The sequence below is a fragment of the Urechidicola sp. KH5 genome (assembly GCF_054661455.1).
In genome coordinates, this window is sequence record NZ_BAAFSW010000001.1 from 1 (window position 1) to 16,177 (window position 16,177).

Consider the following 16,177-nt stretch of genomic DNA (forward strand, 5'->3'; position numbering starts at 1 on the left):
AATATTTTCAATGAACTTTAATCACTCTTTTTCTTAGCGGGTGCAAAGATATAAACTCTTTTATAATCTGCAAATAAAATTTAAAAGATTTTTGAAAAAAATTTTTGTTTGTTTTTACCCGTATTCTAAAAGAACTTTTAATACCCGTTTTAAAGGCGCTTTCCACAAATAAATGCGGGCTGCAAAGGTATAACCTTTTTAAATACTACCAAATAAAAAATCAATTTATTTTTATCTTTTTTAACCCTCTCAAAGAACGATTGCTTCTTGACTTATACGCCTCAAAAGCGGGTGCAAATATACAAACAATTTATTCATATAACTACACAAAAATTGAACTATTTTTTAATTATTATTTTAAGTGAAATTGGAGTAGCTGAAAACGAAGCATTTACTTCTTTAATTCTTCTGGGATATGAATCTTATCTCCCATCTTGGCGGCAATTTCTAGGTAATCAAATTCTAATTTGGAAGGTTGCCTTTCGAGCTTACCGTCAATAAATGCTCTTTGTAAAATATCTTCAATTAGAAAATCTTCGTATACATTTTCTGGATCATACTCATCTTTCAAAGACAGTTTGAACAAACTTGCGGTATTATTGTACCAAAATGCCTTCCATCCGCTTCGGACTTCTTTAATTAAATCAAATGCAGTAGCACCCGTTTGACGATGTAATAATTTAATTAAAATACGACCTTCTGTTCTAGTCAACTTTTTTAATTGATCAGTAAACTCACCTTCAAGATATTTTTGTACTATCTTAGTGTACTCTTTTCTCTTTCTTTTAGACTTTATTTTATCTAGCCTCTCATTTAGAACTATTAATCTCTCTGCTGCCAATTTCGCATAGGGATACGCATTGAAGGTTTTGTTTCTAAACCAATAATAATACCTTCTGTCGTAAGACTCCTGGAATTTTAGTTTTTTTAAAACCTGAACCTCCGCTAATTCAATAACAATTGTATCACCTTCAAATATGATGTAGTCCTTATATATATAAGTAGAATCTTTTTTATATTCTTTGGAGTTTTGAGCATTACCTGCCATTGGCAAGCACACTAACATATACAAAAGTAAACAACTTCTCATAATAATATAACGACTTCAATTCAATCTAATTTATTTCAACTTTTGAAATAAGTTTCTCAAAAAGTAAATTTGAGTATTTTTGATGAAAATACAATGATATATGACAAAAAAGAAATCTATATTAAACAAAAAGTCTATTGACTTTTTAACCAACTATTTAAACAACCCCTCTCCTACTGGATACGAAAGTGAAGGACAAAAGATCTGGATGGAATACCTGCAGCCTTATGTAGATACATTTATTACAGACCATTACGGCACTGCCGTTGGCGTAATTAACCCAGAAGCTCCTTTCAAAGTAGTAATTGAAGGTCATGCAGATGAAATTTCTTGGTATGTGAATTATATCACTGAAAACGGATTGATATACGTAATTAGAAATGGAGGAAGTGACCATCAAATTGCACCATCAAAGAGGGTGCACATTCATACGAAAAAAGGAATTATTGATGGCATTTTTGGTTGGCCCGCAATTCACACAAGATTAAAAGGTAAGGAAGAAACTCCAAAATTAGATAACATTTTTATAGATGTTGGTTGTAAAAACAAAGAAGAAGTTGAAAAATTAGGAGTACATGTAGGCTGTGTTATTACGTATCCTGATGAATTTATGATTTTGAATAAATCTAATTTTGTTTGCAGGGCGCTTGACAATAGGATGGGAGGATTTATGATTGCAGAAGTAGCAAGACTTTTGAAAGAAAATAAAAAAGAATTGCCTTTTGGATTGTATATAACCAATTCTGTTCAAGAAGAGATTGGTTTAAGAGGTGCTGAAATGATTACCCAAACCATCAAACCTAATCTTGCAATTGTTACAGATGTTTGTCATGACACAACAACTCCAATGATAGATAAAAAGAAAGAGGGAGAAACTAAAATTGCTGATGGACCAGTAATTTCTTACGCCCCTGCTATTCAAAATAATTTAAGAGAGCTGATTATCGATACAGCTGAGTCAAACAAAATTCCATTTCAAAGATTGGCATCTTCTCGAGCAACCGGTACAGATACTGATGCCTTCGCTTATTCTAATGGAGGTGTACCAAGTGCATTAATCTCTTTACCGTTAAGATATATGCACACCACGGTAGAAATGGTAGCACAAGATGATGTTGAAAATGTAATAAAATTGATATACGAATCATTATTACAAATAGACCCAAATAAAAGTTTGAGCTATTTTGAATGATGAACTAATCGACATATTAAATAAGGATGGTTCATTTCAAAAAACTGCTTTAAAATCTGAAGCTCACAAATATGGATGGTTGCATGCAAGCGTCCATATTTGGTTTTATACTTCTGATGGCAATCTGCTTTTTCAAAAAAGAAGCCCTACTAAAAAAGTTTTTCCGAATATGTGGGATGTTTCTGTTGCTGGACATATTGGAGCTGGGGAATCTGCTCAAACTTCCGCTGTACGAGAAGTTATGGAAGAAATTGGTTTAGAAATCACTGCTCCTGAATTAAATTTTATAGCATCATACAAAGAACATCATACTTACAATGAAAATATAATTGATAACGAAATTCACCATACTTATATATGTGAGTTAAAATTTCCAATATCTAATTTGATTTTACAGACAGAAGAAGTTGTAGCTATTAAGTTAATCTCAATTAATGACTTCGAACAACAATTAACTCGACAAAATATTTCGGATTTCGTTCCACATGATATTGACTATTACCTATTAGTAATTGAGGCAATAAAAAATAATTTAAAAATCAACTCTTGATGAAAATAATTCTATTGACCGTTGCTCCAATAGCAATTATTATACTATACATATATATTAAGGATAAGTACGATAGAGAACCTATTCAATTATTATTCAAAACATTTTTAGGTGGCGCTATACTCAGTATTTTAACCACAATAGTAATATCTATGGTAGTTATGAAAATCTTTCCTTTAACAGATCAATATAGTATATGGCAACAATTTCTTAAAGCATTTCTAGTGGTTGCCTTGGTAGAAGAGTTTAGTAAATACATAATAGTTAGATATTTTGCGCAACCTAAAAAAGCATTCAATGAGAAGTTTGACGGTATTGTATATGCCGTGATGGTTTCTATGGGGTTTGCATTTACAGAAAACATATTTTATGTAATGGATGGTGGGTATGCTACAGCTCTAGCACGAGCTTTTACCGCTGTACCTGCCCATGCTACATTTGGTGTCTTAATGGGATATTATATGGGGAAAGCAAAATTCTGTAAACAAAAATGGAAATATAATCTTTTAGGGTTGGGACTTGCTGTCCTATTTCATGGTGCCTATGATTTTTTCTTATTCATCTCCTTTGTTCCAGGAATCTGGATTGGCGCGTTTATTTCACTAATTGTTGGGTTATATTTTTCAAAAAAAGCAATCAACACCCATTTAAAAAATTCTTTATTCAAATAAAAACCTCCATTAGAATTAAATGAAGGTTATACATTTTAGTAAGAAACAATAAAATTATTTCACTTGCAATTTTTGCTGGTCCGCCTTTTTACCATCTATTACTAATGTGTAATAATAGATACCTGGCTTTAGCCCAGTTTTATCGCAAAATATTTTTCCATTACCGCGTTGATAAACTTTTACTTTTTGAAAAACGCGATTATTTTCATCACTAACAAATATGAACACTTCTTTGTGTTCGGTAGGGACAAAAAATGAAAGTGAGGTTTCTACATCTGTGATTACTGCGTTATTGGCAATACCAATTGTTGTCTTAGACATGTTATTATTTGCGAAAACCCCCACAGCAAATAAAACAAACGCAGAAGCTAATAATAGATTCTTTGCTTTCATGACATTTTAAATAGGTTACTATAAAGTGTAACAAAATTACAAAAAATAAAAGGCTAAATCACACAAACTAAACTCTTAAACACCTATGTATTTGTAAATTACACGATTTATTAAATAAACTACAAGGAATTACTAATAATTAACTGAACTACTTCCGGATTTAGTAAAGTTGAAGTATCTCCGAGATTAGAGGTGTCTTTTGATGCAATTTTTCTCAATATTCTGCGCATAATCTTACCGCTTCGAGTTTTTGGTAAACCAACTGTAAACTGAATCTTATCCAGTTTTGCGATGGGACCAATATGCTCTGTAATAATTTGATTTATTTCTTTTCTTAAATTATCGTGTAATCTAGATTCTCCTGATTCCTTTAAGATAACATAACCATACAATGCATTTCCTTTAATATCATGCGGAAAACCTACAATAGCCGATTCTGCTACTGCCGGATGCTCATTAATAGCATCTTCAATAGGCGCGGTACCTAAGTTATGTCCAGACACAATTATAACGTCATCTACTCTACCTGTTATTCTGTAATAACCCGTTGCATCTCTTAAAGCTCCATCACCTGTAAAGTATTTATTTTCATATGCCGAAAAATAAGTATCTCTATAACGCTCGTGATTGCCCCATATAGTTCTTGCCATAGAAGGCCATGGAAATTTTACACATAACCTACCATCTACTTGATTACCTTTAATCTCCTCTCCATTTTCATCCATTAAAGCTGGCTGTATACCAATAAATGGTAATGTAGCATAGGTTGGAATCGTTGGCGTTACGTAAGGTAATGGAGAAATCATGATTCCACCTGTTTCTGTTTGCCACCAAGTATCTACAATAGGACTCTTTTTATGTCCAACGTTATCATTGTACCAATGCCATGCTTCTTCATTAATTGGTTCTCCAACCGATCCTAGTACTTTTAATGAGGTTAAATCATATTTATCTACAAACTCTAAATTCTCTTTAGCTAATGCCCTAATTGCAGTTGGCGCTGTATAAAACTGAGTTACTTTGTGTTTTTGCACAATTTCCCAAAACCTACCAAAATCTGGATAGCTTGGTACTCCTTCAAACATCACCGTTGTTGCTCCATTTGCTAAAGGACCATACACAATGTAACTATGTCCTGTAATCCAACCTATGTCTGCTGTACACCAATAAATATCATTCGTTCTATAGTTAAATACATTTTTAAATGTGTACGCAGTGTACACCATATAACCTGCTGTTGTATGCACCATTCCTTTTGGCTTACCCGTAGAACCTGATGTATATAAAATAAAAAGTGGATCTTCTGCATCCACAATTTCTGGTTCACATTCTGTAGAGGCGCTATCTAACAATGGTTGCAACCATTTATCTCTCCCCTCTTTGATCTGGATATCAGAATTGATTCGCTTCGCAACTAGAACAGTTGAAACACCAGAACAATCTTCTAACGCTTCATCAACAATACCTTTTAAATCAATAGTTTTCTTACCTCTGTAAGATCCATCCGATGTAATGACCATTTTACAATCTGAATCATTAATTCTAGTTGCAAGTGCAGTGGAAGAGAATCCAGCAAAAACAACTGAATGTATAGCCCCAATTCTTGCGCAAGCAAGCACTGAAATGGCCAATTCAGGAATCATTGGTAAGTAAATACAAACACGATCTCCTTTACCAATACCTTGTTCTTTTAATACATTAGCAAATTGATTTACTCTTTCGTATAATCTGTTATATGTAATATGCTGTGCCTCTTCGTTTGGATTATTTGGTTCAAATAAAATTGCCGTTTTATTTCCCTTTGTACGTAAATGCCTATCAATACAATTTTCTGTAATATTCAATTTAGCTCCTTCATACCACTTCACTTCAGGTTTTGAAAAATCCCAACTCAAAACATTGTTCCAACGTTTGCGCCATACAAAATGTTCTTCTGCAATTTCTTCCCAAAACACCTCTGGTTCGCGAACAGATTTACGGTAAACTTTAAAGTATTCTTCTATGTGTTTGATATGATAATTACTCATGGTATATCGTTATGTTTTATGATTCAAAATATTCGGATTCCGAATATACTAAATAATTAAAGTGTCTTGATTCTTTTTTCTATTGACAGCACTATTTTATCGACCAACTTTTACCTTGATCTTATAAAAAATTTAATCTAATAAAAATTTATTTATGTTTAATGCATGTGAGCTTCCCCTACTCCAGTTGGAATTCGGATATTTTCTACGATTTCTTGCACCTCAGCTGGAGGTTTTGGAAACATTCTAGAAATTACAATAGATACCACAAAATTGGCAATCATTGCTACAGTACCAAATCCTTCAGGAGATATCCCAAACCACCAGTCTTCTTTTGTGCCACCTCCAAACCAATCGAATTTGAATTTGAGCATGTAAAAAAGCATTGACAAAATACCGACTACCATTCCAGCAATAGCGCCTTCTTTATTCATTCGTTTGCTAAAAATACCCAATACAATTGCAGGAAAAAATGAAGCCGCCGCCAAACCAAACGCTAATGCCACCGTAGCGGCAACAAAATCTGGTGGGTTAATACCAAAATAACCTGCGACACACACTGCAACTATTGCAGACAATCTTGCAGCAACCAACTCTCCTCTTTCTGAAATATCGGGTTTAATCATTTTCTTGATTAGATCGTGTGAAACAGATGCAGAAATCACAAGAAGTAAACCAGCTGCAGTAGATAAAGCAGCAGCTAAACCACCCGCGGCCACCAATGCAATCACCCAATTAGGTAAATTGGCAATTTCAGGATTTGCTAGCACCATGATATCTCTATCGACAGTTAATTCATTTATATTTTCGTCTGCTACATATTGTACTTTACCATCACCATTTTTGTCAGTAAATGAAATCAATCCAGTAGCTTCCCAATTACTAAACCATTCTGGTAATTCTTCATAGTTGACATTATGTACCGTTTCAATCAAATTTGTGCGAGAGAATACCGCAATTGCAGGTGCAGTTGTATACAGAATAGCAATAAATAATAGTGCCCATCCTGCAGACTTACGCGCATCAGCTACTTTCTTTACCGTAAAAAATCGAACAATAACATGTGGTAAACCTGCTGTACCAACCATTAATGCAGCTGTTATAAAAAATACATCTAAGGTAGATTTACTTCCAGAAGTATATTCAGCAAAACCCAAATCGCGATGTAATCCATCTAATTTATCTAACAAGTAAACTCCATCAGAATCTGTTCCACCGAAACCAATTTGCGGAATTGCACTACCAGTCATTTGAATAGATATAAAAATGGCGGGAACCATAAATGCAAATATCAATACACAGTATTGAGCCACTTGGGTATAGGTAATACCTTTCATACCTCCCAAAACAGCGTAGAACAGCACAATAATCATGCCTATGATTACGCCAGTATTAATGTCTACTTCTAAAAATCTAGAAAATACAAGTCCAACTCCCCGCATCTGGCCAGCTACATAGGTAAACGATACAAGTAGCGCACACAATACTGCAACAAATCTGGCAACGTCTGAATAATAGCGATCTCCAATAAAATCTGGAACAGTAAATTTTCCGAACTTCCTTAAATAAGGAGCCAATAATAAAGCAAGTAATACATATCCTCCGGTCCAACCCATTAAGTATACAGATCCATCATATCCGCTAAAAGAAATAATTCCCGCCATCGAGATAAATGAGGCTGCACTCATCCAGTCAGCCGCTGTAGCTAATCCGTTTGCCAATGGAGATACACCTCCACCAGCTACATAAAATTCTTTTGTTGATGCTGCTCTTGACCAAATAGCAATGCCAATATACAGTGCAAAGGTGAGTCCTACCAAGACCCAGGTCCAAGTTTGTAAATCCATTATTTATCGAGGTTGTGTTTTTTGTCTAATTTGTTCATCAGTCTAATATAAATGAAGATAAGGAGCACAAAAACATAGATTGCTCCCTGTTGGGCAAACCAAAACCCAAGTTTAAAACCACCCATTCTTATTTGATTCAATTCTTCAACAAAAACAATCCCGAAGAGATAAGAAACAATAAACCAGATAGATAGTAAAATTACAAGATACTTTAAGTTGGTTTTCCAATACAACTGATGATTAGAATCTGACATAGTTTGTTAGTTAAGTGGTTTCTAAAATACATAAATTTTTAATTATTTTAAGTGTAGCAACAAGTTTGAGATTGCTTTGGTATTTGTATTTTCGTTTTATGGTTGAATTTTCAGAAATACTTCAAATCATTAGCTCGTATTGGGAAATTGTATTGCTGTTTTTTGTTGTTGCAATATTGTACGCCTCTGTTGGGTTTGGAGGTGGTTCTAGTTATTTAGCCATTTTAGCCCTAACGTCTTTAGCGTTTACCCAAATTAGAACAACAGCTCTAATTTGCAATATTATAGTTGTTAGTGGCGGCTCTATTATGTACGCCAAAAACAACTTATATGAATGGAAGAAAGTTGTACCGCTGGTTCTTTTTTCAGTCCCATTAGCTTTTGTTGGAGGCTATTTAAAAATTAGTGAAACTTTCTTTTTTATTCTTCTAGGCTGTACCTTACTAAATGCTGCCTTTTTTATGTGGATTTCTAAATTCATTTCTGAGACACCAACAAATAAGAATTTCAAACCATCGATTAAAAGAGATGCCAGTTATGGTGGTATTATAGGTTTTATCTCTGGAATGGTTGGAATTGGTGGCGGAATTTTCTTAGCACCATTGCTTCACCTAACCAATTGGGATACTCCAAAAAGAATTGCGGCAACTTCAAGTTTTTTTATACTAGTTAACTCAATTGCTGGTTTGATTGGGCAATTGCAATCAACAAATAAAACAATAGAAATTAATTGGACGATTATTCTAGTTTTGGGTTGTACTGTTTTTATAGGTGGACAAATAGGATCTAGATTAAGCAACTATAGCATATCTGCAATTACTTTAAAAAGAGCTACTGCAATATTGGTTGCATTTGTAGGCGTGCGAATTCTTTGGAAGCATTTGTTTTAATAATAAGTATATTATGACCTAGGTTGCAATTAATGATTAATAGTATACGATACTTCCAACTAACATCTCTCTGTCAACAAAACCAATTGTTCTTGAATCAATTGTATTATCCCTATTGTCTCCAAGTACAAATATCTTGTTTTTCGGAACTTTAATAGGTCCAAAATTATCTTTACTTCAGGACTTATTGAATTTTGATTGAATATTACTCATTGGAATACTATCCTTTTTTATTACTCTATTCTTTAATCCATATTCCTTTGCAACTCTATCATCAAAAGTAATTATGAATTCATTAGAGTGACTCATTGAACCAATAGTATTTTCATTAATTAGCCCATTCCTTTTAGCTGTATTAAATTGGACAGAATCGATTATATATAAATGCATTAAATTTAAGCTCTTATCTACATTAATTTTATTGACATAAGCTTCTCCATTTATAATTTCTACAATATCTCCTTCTTTTGCTATTAAGCGATGAACCCTAATTCCCATTCCGAAATACTCATCCTCATAATTATAACATACAAAATCACCATTTGAAGGTGAAATTAAATTTGAAACCAACATTCTCGATTCAAATTTCAAATTTGGTTCATTGGCAATGGTAGAATTTGTATAAAGCTTTAACCAGCCTAATAAAGATGTGAATTGAAGTAAAACAAGGATCCCACATATAATTCCAATTAATATTTTTACTTTCTTATTCATCCTAATCTAATTCCAAGTTAAATACAAAATCATCCATCACGTAACCAGCGCCAATATCTGCCACAACGGCATCTACATTTTTAAAACCTAATTTCTCGTAGGCCTTTATAGAATTTGTATTGTATTTATTGACTGTTAATGAAATTTTGGATTTGTCTAATTCCCTTGCTTTTAAAGTAATAAACTGAATACCATATTTACCAATTCCTTTACCCCTTTGAGAAGCAAGCACATAAATTTTGCTTAAAAACAAAGTGTTACCTCTTTCTTGAATAGATATATAGCCAACAGAAGTGTTTTGGTAATTAAGTAAGTAATATTGATACGATTCCTTAAGTTGTGAACTAATAGCCTTTTCAGATTGAAATTTATCTAGCATATATGCTACTTGTTCTTCTCCTATAATCGCGGTGTAATGTTGTTCCCAAATTTGTTTTGCTAATTCTACAACAGTTTGAATCTGTTCATTAGTCTGAACAAGCTCAGCAGAAATCATATTACAAGGTTTTTTTAATGGCTTTTGAAACCAAAGAATTCATTACTTCGTAACCTTCTTTAGTACAATGCACCTCATCATATGAGTATTCTTTCTTCATGCCCTGTCTTTCATCTGCCATGGCCGTATGGTAATCTAAATAAGTATGCCCATTTTTCTTAGCATAAGCTGCCAACATACTGTTTAAATCAATAATTTTCTGAGCTGGTTCTAATCCCGGTTTCCATGGGTAATCATACACTGGTAAAACAGAAGAAATAATGACTTTTATGTTATTGGCTTTCGCAATTTCAGCCATCGAAAAAATATTGTCAGCAATCATTTCAATAGTTGATGGCCCTGTATTACCAGCAATATCATTTGTTCCAGCTAAAATAACTACAGCCTTTGGTTTTAATGCTACTACATCTTGACGAAACCTCACTAACATTTGAGGTGTTGTTTGACCACTAATACCTCTACCTACATAATTATTATCAGTAAAGAACGCTGGAAAATTATGAACCCAACCTTCTGTAATTGAATTCCCCATAAAAACAACTTCAGGAGCTTTCTTTTCATTGTTTATATAAGGTTCATTAGCTTCTTGATATCTTTTTAAGTTGGGCCAATCTTGACTATAACTTATGCACATACAGAAACAAAAACAAAAGGTTAAAAAGGTTTTCAAAATTACAGCTGATTTAAGAAACTCACTACGTTTTGTTCTATTCGATCTTCAACATTAGAAACATCTGCTTTCACAAAAGTTTCACCTGTGATTTGCTCATACAACTCAATATAACGATTAGAAATTTCGATTAATTTTTCATCAGTCATTTCAGGAATTTGTTGCCCCTCTTTACCTTGAAAACCATTTTCAATTAACCACTGACGCACAAATTCTTTACTTAATTGTTTTTGAGGCTCTCCTTTTTCTTGGCGCTCTGCATACCCTTCTTGATAAAAATAGCGTGATGAATCTGGTGTGTGAATTTCATCTATTAAAACAATCTTACCATCTTTTGTTTTACCAAATTCATACTTAGTATCTACTAAAATTAAACCACGCTCAGCAGCAATTTCAGTTCCTCTTTGAAACAACTTTCTTGTGAAGTCTTCTAAAACAACATAATCTTCTTCTGACACAATCCCTTTTGCCAAAATATCTTCTCTAGAGATATCTTCATCATGCTCGCCATTATCCGCTTTGGTAGAAGGGGTAATAATTGGCTCCGGAAATTTATCGTTCTCTTTCATTCCTTCAGCCATAGGCACTCCACAAAGTATACGCTTGCCAGCTTTATATTCACGAGCCGCATGTCCACTTAAATAACCTCTAATTACCATTTCAACTTTAAATGGGTCGCATAAATGACCTATAGCAACATTAGGATCTGGTACACCAACTATCCAATTGGGTACTAAATCAGAAGTAGCATCCATCATCTTGTGAGCAATCTGATTTAAGATTTGTCCTTTATAAGGTATCTGTCTTGGCATGATAACATCAAAAGCTGAAAGGCGATCTGAAGCAATCATAACTAAAACTTCATCATCAATATTATAAACCTCTCTTACCTTACCTTTATATACAGATTTTTGTTTCGGAAAGTTGTAACTAGTATTATTTATGGTATTCATTAGTGTGTTGTAATACGCTTAATTTTTATAAAACTAAACAGTTATTGTTGTTGGACAAAGATACAATCAACTATTCAGATTCTATACTTTTAAATGCTTTAATAATATGTGTAACTAAACGGTGACGTACCACATCTTTATCATCTAAATAGATCATAGAAATCCCCTCTACATCTTTAAGAGCCAACAAAGCTTCTTTTAAACCAGATACTTGGCGATGCGGCAAATCTATCTGACCAGGGTCTCCAGTGATTATAAACTTTGCATTGCGTCCCATTCGCGTTAAGAACATTTTCATTTGACTATGTGTGGTATTCTGACCTTCATCTAATATTACAAATGCATTGTCTAAGGTTCTACCACGCATAAATGCCAACGGAGCTATTTGAATAATACCCTTCTCTAAATAAGACTCCAATTTTTCAAATGGAATCATATCTCTAAGCGCATCATATAACGGTTGCATATACGGATCCAATTTTTCCTTCATGTCTCCAGGTAAGAATCCTAATTTTTCACCAGACTCAACTGCAGGTCTTGTTAAAATAATGCGTTTAACTTCTTTCTCTTTTAGGGCTTTAACTGCCAAAGCTACGGCCGTATAGGTTTTACCTGTACCTGCAGGACCTACAGCAAATAACATATCGTTCTTTACCATAGCCTCAACCATTTTATGTTGATTCGGACTCTGAGGTTTTACCAGTTTGCCTCCAACTCCATGCACCAATACATCTTTTTCTTTACCTGCAGCTTTTTGAGTAGCAGCCTCAGACATAACAATGCGTTCTATACTATTTTCATCTAGTTTATTGTATCGATTGTAATGATGAATTAAGCGTGCTACCTTCTTCTCAAATTCATCAAGAATATCAGGTTCACCAAAGGCTTTCAAGGTGTTACCTCTTGCAACTATTTTAAGCTTTGGATACAATTTTTTTAAAATGGCGATGTTACTATTTCGCGGACCAAACAAGTCGTTTGGATTTATTTCTGTAAGTTCTATAAGTCGCTCGTTCAAAGGCTTATCATTTTATTAAAATAAGTTATCAGATCAGTTAAAAAACTACGCTCAAGTTAGTATTTATTGATTAGATTTGTAAACAAATTTATAGAAATATTTTTGTAACCAAACCGCTAACCTTAGGAAGTAATTAACAATATGTCCTTAATAACTTTAACGACTGATTTCGGATTAAAAGACCACTTTGTTGGCGCGGTAAAAGGAGCTATTTATTCTGAATATCCGGAGGTTACTATTGTTGATATTTCACACGAAATTACACCATTTAACATTGCAGAAACAGCTTATATTTTAAAGAATGCTTATAAAAGTTTTCCTGAAGGTACTGTGCATATTGTTGGTGTAGATTCTGAACTTAACGAAGAGAACAATCATATTGCCTTAAAATTAGATAATCACTATTTCATTTGTCCGAATAATGGATTAATTTCTATGATTACTTCAGAGTTTAGGCCTGAGAGAATTGTAGAAATTAACATACACGATCGTATTGAGAGTAACTTTCCGGTATTAGATGTTTTTGTAAAAGTAGCATGCCATATCAAAAGAGGAGGTACTCTAGAAGTAATTGGTAAAGAAATTAGTGATTATAAAAAAATTACCGATTTACAACCCGTAATTTCAAATGATGGTAATAAAATAACCGGGAGTGTTATTTACATTGATAACTACGGAAATGCAGTTACCAATATTTCTCGAAAGCTATTTCAGCAAATTGGTAGAGGTCGAAAATTTGAATTGAGAGCAGACCGTTACCCATTTAATAAAATCTATAATAAATACAGTGATATCGTTGATTTTTCTGTAGCCCCTGAAGATAGGCATGTAGAAGGAAGACGAATGGCCATTTTTAATTCTTCGGATCTAATAGAAATTGCTATGTTCAAATCTACCACAAATACAGGTGGAAGTGCCAGTAAACTATTAGGGTTATCTTACAGAGATCAATTAACACTTACTTTTGAACCAGAAGAAAAATTAACATACGATAATTAAAAAACTTTCGTTAGTAGTTAAGTCTTATGAAAGCAGTATTCTACAAAGAACTCAACACATTTTTTGCCAGCGCTATTGGCTACTTGGTGATTGGTGTATTCTTGGTTTTAAATGGTTTATTCTTATGGGTGTTTGATGGTGATTTTAATATTTTAAACGCTGGCTTTGCAGACCTTAATGGATTTTTCTTTTTGGCGCCATGGGTGTTTTTATTTCTTATTCCTGCAATTACAATGCGCATGTTTGCAGACGAATATCAAAACGGGACTATTGAACTTTTAAAAACAAGACCTATTGGAATATTGCAAATTGTAAATGCTAAATTCTTAGCTGCCTTTTGTTTGGTTATTTTGGCTTTAATTCCTACCCTAATCTATATTTACACCATTCATATTCTAGGTAATCCAGTTGGTAACTTTGACCTAGGTAGTATGCTAGGTTCTTATATAGGTCTTTTATTTATGGTGAGCTCTTACACTGCCATTGGTCTATTTTCTTCAACATTGGCAAGCAATCAAATAGTTGCCTTCATAATTTCAATAAGTATTTCTTTTTGTCTTTTTTATGGTTTTGAAGCGGCTGCGTCTTTGTTTGGTAGTAATTCTTACACGGTTCAACAACTTGGTATGAACGAACATTACAAAAGTTTGAGTCGAGGTGTAATTGATACTAGCAACCTAATTTATTTTTCAAGTATCACTACTCTTTTTTTAGTATTTACAAAATGGCAATTGGAACTTGAAAAGTAAAAGAAGTTACATACAAAAATTCACGTTATCACTAATAGTTTTAATTGCAATTAATTTCTTAGGAAATCAATTTAAAATGCGCTTTGATTTAACAAAGGACAAGCGTTATACACTATCAAAAGCGGCGGTTGAATTGTTAGAAGAAGTTGATAAAACTGTTACAATAACTGTCTTTCTTGAAGGAGAATTCCCTTCTGAGTTCAAGCGATTGCAGATTGAAACTCAACAATTACTTGAAGAATTTAGAGCAATCAATAGAAACATCAGTTTTAGATTTGAAGACCCTACAGAAGATGCAGAAGCTCTAGCCAATAGTGGATTAACACCAAGTCAATTATCTGTACAAGAAAACGGTAAGGTTTCAGAACATCTTATTTTTCCATGGGCAGTTGTGGAGGTTGGAAACAAGTTTGAAAAAGTTTCTTTACTAAAAGATAGCAATGCCGATAGTCAAGAAGCTCAATTAGAAAATGCCATTCAAAATTTAGAATATGCCTTTGCTGATGCCATACATAAAGTAACAAATGAAAAACAACAGCGTATAGCTGTTTTAAAGAGCAACGGTACTTTAGATGATATTTTTCTTTATGACTTTTTAAATACCATAAAAAACTATTACCATCTTGCTCCATTTACTTTAGATTCAGTTAAAAACAATGCTAAAAAAACACTTTTAGATCTTCAGCAATTTGACCTTGTATTAGTAGCAAAACCTACAGAGCGATTTACCGAAAAAGAAAAATATGTATTAGACCAATACTACATGAATGGTGGTAATACATTGTGGTTGTTAGATAATGTAGCTGCTGAATTAGATAGTTTAAAAACAACAGGAGAAACCCTAGCTTTTAACAGAGACTTGAATCTTACAGATCTATTTTTCAACTATGGTATTCGAATAAATCCGAACATTGTTGATGACATGTACAGCGCTACAATTCCTTTGGCAACAGGTAATATAGGTAATCAAACGCAATACAGTCCATTTTTATGGCCTTACTACCCGTTACTACAATCTCAAAACAACCATGTTATAAATAAACATATTGAGCCGGTACGAGGTAAATTTATGAGTAGCATAGACACTTTAAAAAGCAGCTCATTAAAGACAATATTATTACAAAGCTCTCCTTTATCAAAAACCATAGGGGTTCCTTCTATGATAGAATTGAGTCGCGCCGCAGAGCAACCAAAACCTGAAAGTTATAACACGGGTAATTTACCAGTTGCAGTTTTAGTTGAAGAACAAGTAAAATCAGCCTATGCTGATAGAGTGCTACCATTTGAAAATGAAAATCACTTAAACAATGGAGCTAATGGGAAAATTGTAATTATTTCTGATGGAGATCTAATTGCTAACGAAATACAAAGAGGGCAACCAATATCTTTAGCTACAGACAAGTACACTGGGCAGTTCTATGGAAACAAAGATTTTTTGCTGAATACCATCAATTATTTGCTTGATGATAGTGGTTTGATTCAAGTAAGAAATAAAACTGTAGATCTAAAAGTATTAAATAGAGAACTTGCTTATAGTAAAAGAAATTATTATCAATTTCTTAACCTTCTGGCACCTTTAATTACCCTAACAATATTCGGTTTCATTTTCAACATGTTACGCCGAAATAGGTATAAATAATAGATTCTTAATGGAATGTTAAAAG

At 33.3% G+C, this 16,177-nt stretch carries 18 protein-coding genes; 7 read left to right on the forward strand and 11 right to left on the reverse strand.

The window, feature by feature from the left end; genetic code table 11:
• Positions 1–391 precede the first annotated feature (391 nt).
• The gene (locus ACYQ5R_RS00005; protein WP_460188850.1) at positions 392–1,090 is read right to left on the reverse strand and encodes a DUF4294 domain-containing protein; all 699 of its coding nucleotides are present in this window, start codon (positions 1,088–1,090) and stop codon (positions 392–394) included.
• Positions 1,091–1,190: 100 nt separating this feature from the next.
• On the opposite strand from ACYQ5R_RS00005, the gene ACYQ5R_RS00010 reads away from it, so the two are divergent.
• The 3 genes from ACYQ5R_RS00010 to ACYQ5R_RS00020 are packed head-to-tail and all read left to right on the forward strand — an operon-like array spanning position 1,191 to position 3,503.
• A complete protein-coding gene (locus ACYQ5R_RS00010; protein WP_460188851.1) occupies positions 1,191–2,282 on the forward strand; it encodes a M42 family metallopeptidase in 1,092 nt (363 codons plus the stop codon).
• Positions 2,275–2,832: an NUDIX hydrolase gene (locus ACYQ5R_RS00015; protein ID WP_460188852.1), complete on the forward strand. Its 558-nt coding sequence runs from the start codon at positions 2,275–2,277 to the stop codon at positions 2,830–2,832. The genes ACYQ5R_RS00010 and ACYQ5R_RS00015 overlap by 8 nt, the downstream gene beginning before the upstream one ends.
• Positions 2,832–3,503 (forward strand): PrsW family intramembrane metalloprotease, encoded by a 672-nt coding sequence (locus ACYQ5R_RS00020; protein WP_460188853.1) that lies wholly within the window; start codon positions 2,832–2,834, stop codon positions 3,501–3,503. Before ACYQ5R_RS00015 ends, ACYQ5R_RS00020 begins: the two co-directional genes overlap by 1 nt.
• A 54-nt stretch (positions 3,504–3,557) precedes the next feature.
• On the opposite strand, the gene ACYQ5R_RS00025 is transcribed toward ACYQ5R_RS00020, so the two are convergent.
• From ACYQ5R_RS00025 to ACYQ5R_RS00040, 4 genes are all read right to left on the reverse strand, one after another.
• Entirely contained in the window at positions 3,558–3,896 is a 339-nt protein-coding gene (locus ACYQ5R_RS00025; protein WP_460188854.1) for a hypothetical protein, read from the reverse strand.
• Positions 3,897–4,015: 119 nt separating this feature from the next.
• Positions 4,016–5,923 (reverse strand): acetate--CoA ligase, encoded by a 1,908-nt coding sequence (acs, locus tag ACYQ5R_RS00030; protein ID WP_460188855.1) that lies wholly within the window; start codon positions 5,921–5,923, stop codon positions 4,016–4,018.
• Between the two features lie 158 nt (positions 5,924–6,081).
• Positions 6,082–7,770 (reverse strand): sodium:solute symporter family protein, encoded by a 1,689-nt coding sequence (locus ACYQ5R_RS00035; protein WP_460188856.1) that lies wholly within the window; start codon positions 7,768–7,770, stop codon positions 6,082–6,084.
• Positions 7,770–8,024: a DUF4212 domain-containing protein gene (locus ACYQ5R_RS00040; RefSeq protein WP_460188857.1), complete on the reverse strand. Its 255-nt coding sequence runs from the start codon at positions 8,022–8,024 to the stop codon at positions 7,770–7,772. Before ACYQ5R_RS00040 ends, ACYQ5R_RS00035 begins: the two co-directional genes overlap by 1 nt.
• Before the next feature lie 98 nt (positions 8,025–8,122).
• Here ACYQ5R_RS00040 and ACYQ5R_RS00045 point away from each other — a divergent pair, with 98 nt between their 5' ends.
• Positions 8,123–8,914, forward strand: coding sequence for a sulfite exporter TauE/SafE family protein (locus tag ACYQ5R_RS00045; RefSeq protein WP_460188858.1), 792 nt, complete (start codon positions 8,123–8,125; stop codon positions 8,912–8,914).
• A gap of 36 nt (positions 8,915–8,950) precedes the next feature.
• On the opposite strand, the gene lepB is transcribed toward ACYQ5R_RS00045, so the two are convergent.
• The 6 genes from lepB to ACYQ5R_RS00075 all read right to left on the reverse strand — a co-directional run bounded on the left by lepB (position 8,951) and on the right by ACYQ5R_RS00075 (position 12,765).
• Positions 8,951–9,070, reverse strand: a complete 120-nt coding sequence (lepB, locus tag ACYQ5R_RS00050; protein ID WP_460189745.1) for a signal peptidase I — start codon at positions 9,068–9,070, stop codon at positions 8,951–8,953.
• A gap of 21 nt (positions 9,071–9,091) precedes the next feature.
• Positions 9,092–9,628: a S26 family signal peptidase gene (locus tag ACYQ5R_RS00055; protein ID WP_460188859.1), complete on the reverse strand. Its 537-nt coding sequence runs from the start codon at positions 9,626–9,628 to the stop codon at positions 9,092–9,094.
• A gap of 1 nt (position 9,629) precedes the next feature.
• Positions 9,630–10,124, reverse strand: coding sequence for a GNAT family N-acetyltransferase (locus tag ACYQ5R_RS00060; protein ID WP_460188860.1), 495 nt, complete (start codon positions 10,122–10,124; stop codon positions 9,630–9,632).
• Position 10,125: 1 nt separating this feature from the next.
• Complete coding sequence (locus tag ACYQ5R_RS00065; RefSeq protein WP_460188861.1) at positions 10,126–10,758, reverse strand: SGNH/GDSL hydrolase family protein; 633 nt, start codon at positions 10,756–10,758, stop codon at positions 10,126–10,128.
• Positions 10,759–10,796: 38 nt separating this feature from the next.
• Positions 10,797–11,747 (reverse strand): phosphoribosylaminoimidazolesuccinocarboxamide synthase, encoded by a 951-nt coding sequence (locus tag ACYQ5R_RS00070; protein ID WP_460188862.1) that lies wholly within the window; start codon positions 11,745–11,747, stop codon positions 10,797–10,799.
• A 70-nt stretch (positions 11,748–11,817) separates the two neighbouring features.
• Positions 11,818–12,765 (reverse strand): PhoH family protein, encoded by a 948-nt coding sequence (locus ACYQ5R_RS00075; RefSeq protein WP_460188863.1) that lies wholly within the window; start codon positions 12,763–12,765, stop codon positions 11,818–11,820.
• 141 nt (positions 12,766–12,906) lie between these two features.
• Between ACYQ5R_RS00075 and ACYQ5R_RS00080 the strand changes: the two genes are divergently transcribed.
• The 3 genes from ACYQ5R_RS00080 to gldG are packed head-to-tail and all read left to right on the forward strand — an operon-like array spanning position 12,907 to position 16,152.
• Positions 12,907–13,764 carry an SAM hydrolase/SAM-dependent halogenase family protein gene (locus ACYQ5R_RS00080; RefSeq protein ID WP_460188864.1) on the forward strand — a complete coding sequence of 286 codons (858 nt, stop codon included), beginning with the start codon at positions 12,907–12,909 and terminating at the stop codon, positions 13,762–13,764.
• A gap of 26 nt (positions 13,765–13,790) precedes the next feature.
• Positions 13,791–14,513, forward strand: a complete 723-nt coding sequence (gldF, locus tag ACYQ5R_RS00085; RefSeq protein WP_460188865.1) for a gliding motility-associated ABC transporter permease subunit GldF — start codon at positions 13,791–13,793, stop codon at positions 14,511–14,513.
• Positions 14,503–16,152: a gliding motility-associated ABC transporter substrate-binding protein GldG gene (gene gldG / locus ACYQ5R_RS00090; protein ID WP_460188866.1), complete on the forward strand. Its 1,650-nt coding sequence runs from the start codon at positions 14,503–14,505 to the stop codon at positions 16,150–16,152. The genes gldF and gldG overlap by 11 nt, the downstream gene beginning before the upstream one ends.
• Positions 16,153–16,177 lie beyond the last annotated feature (25 nt).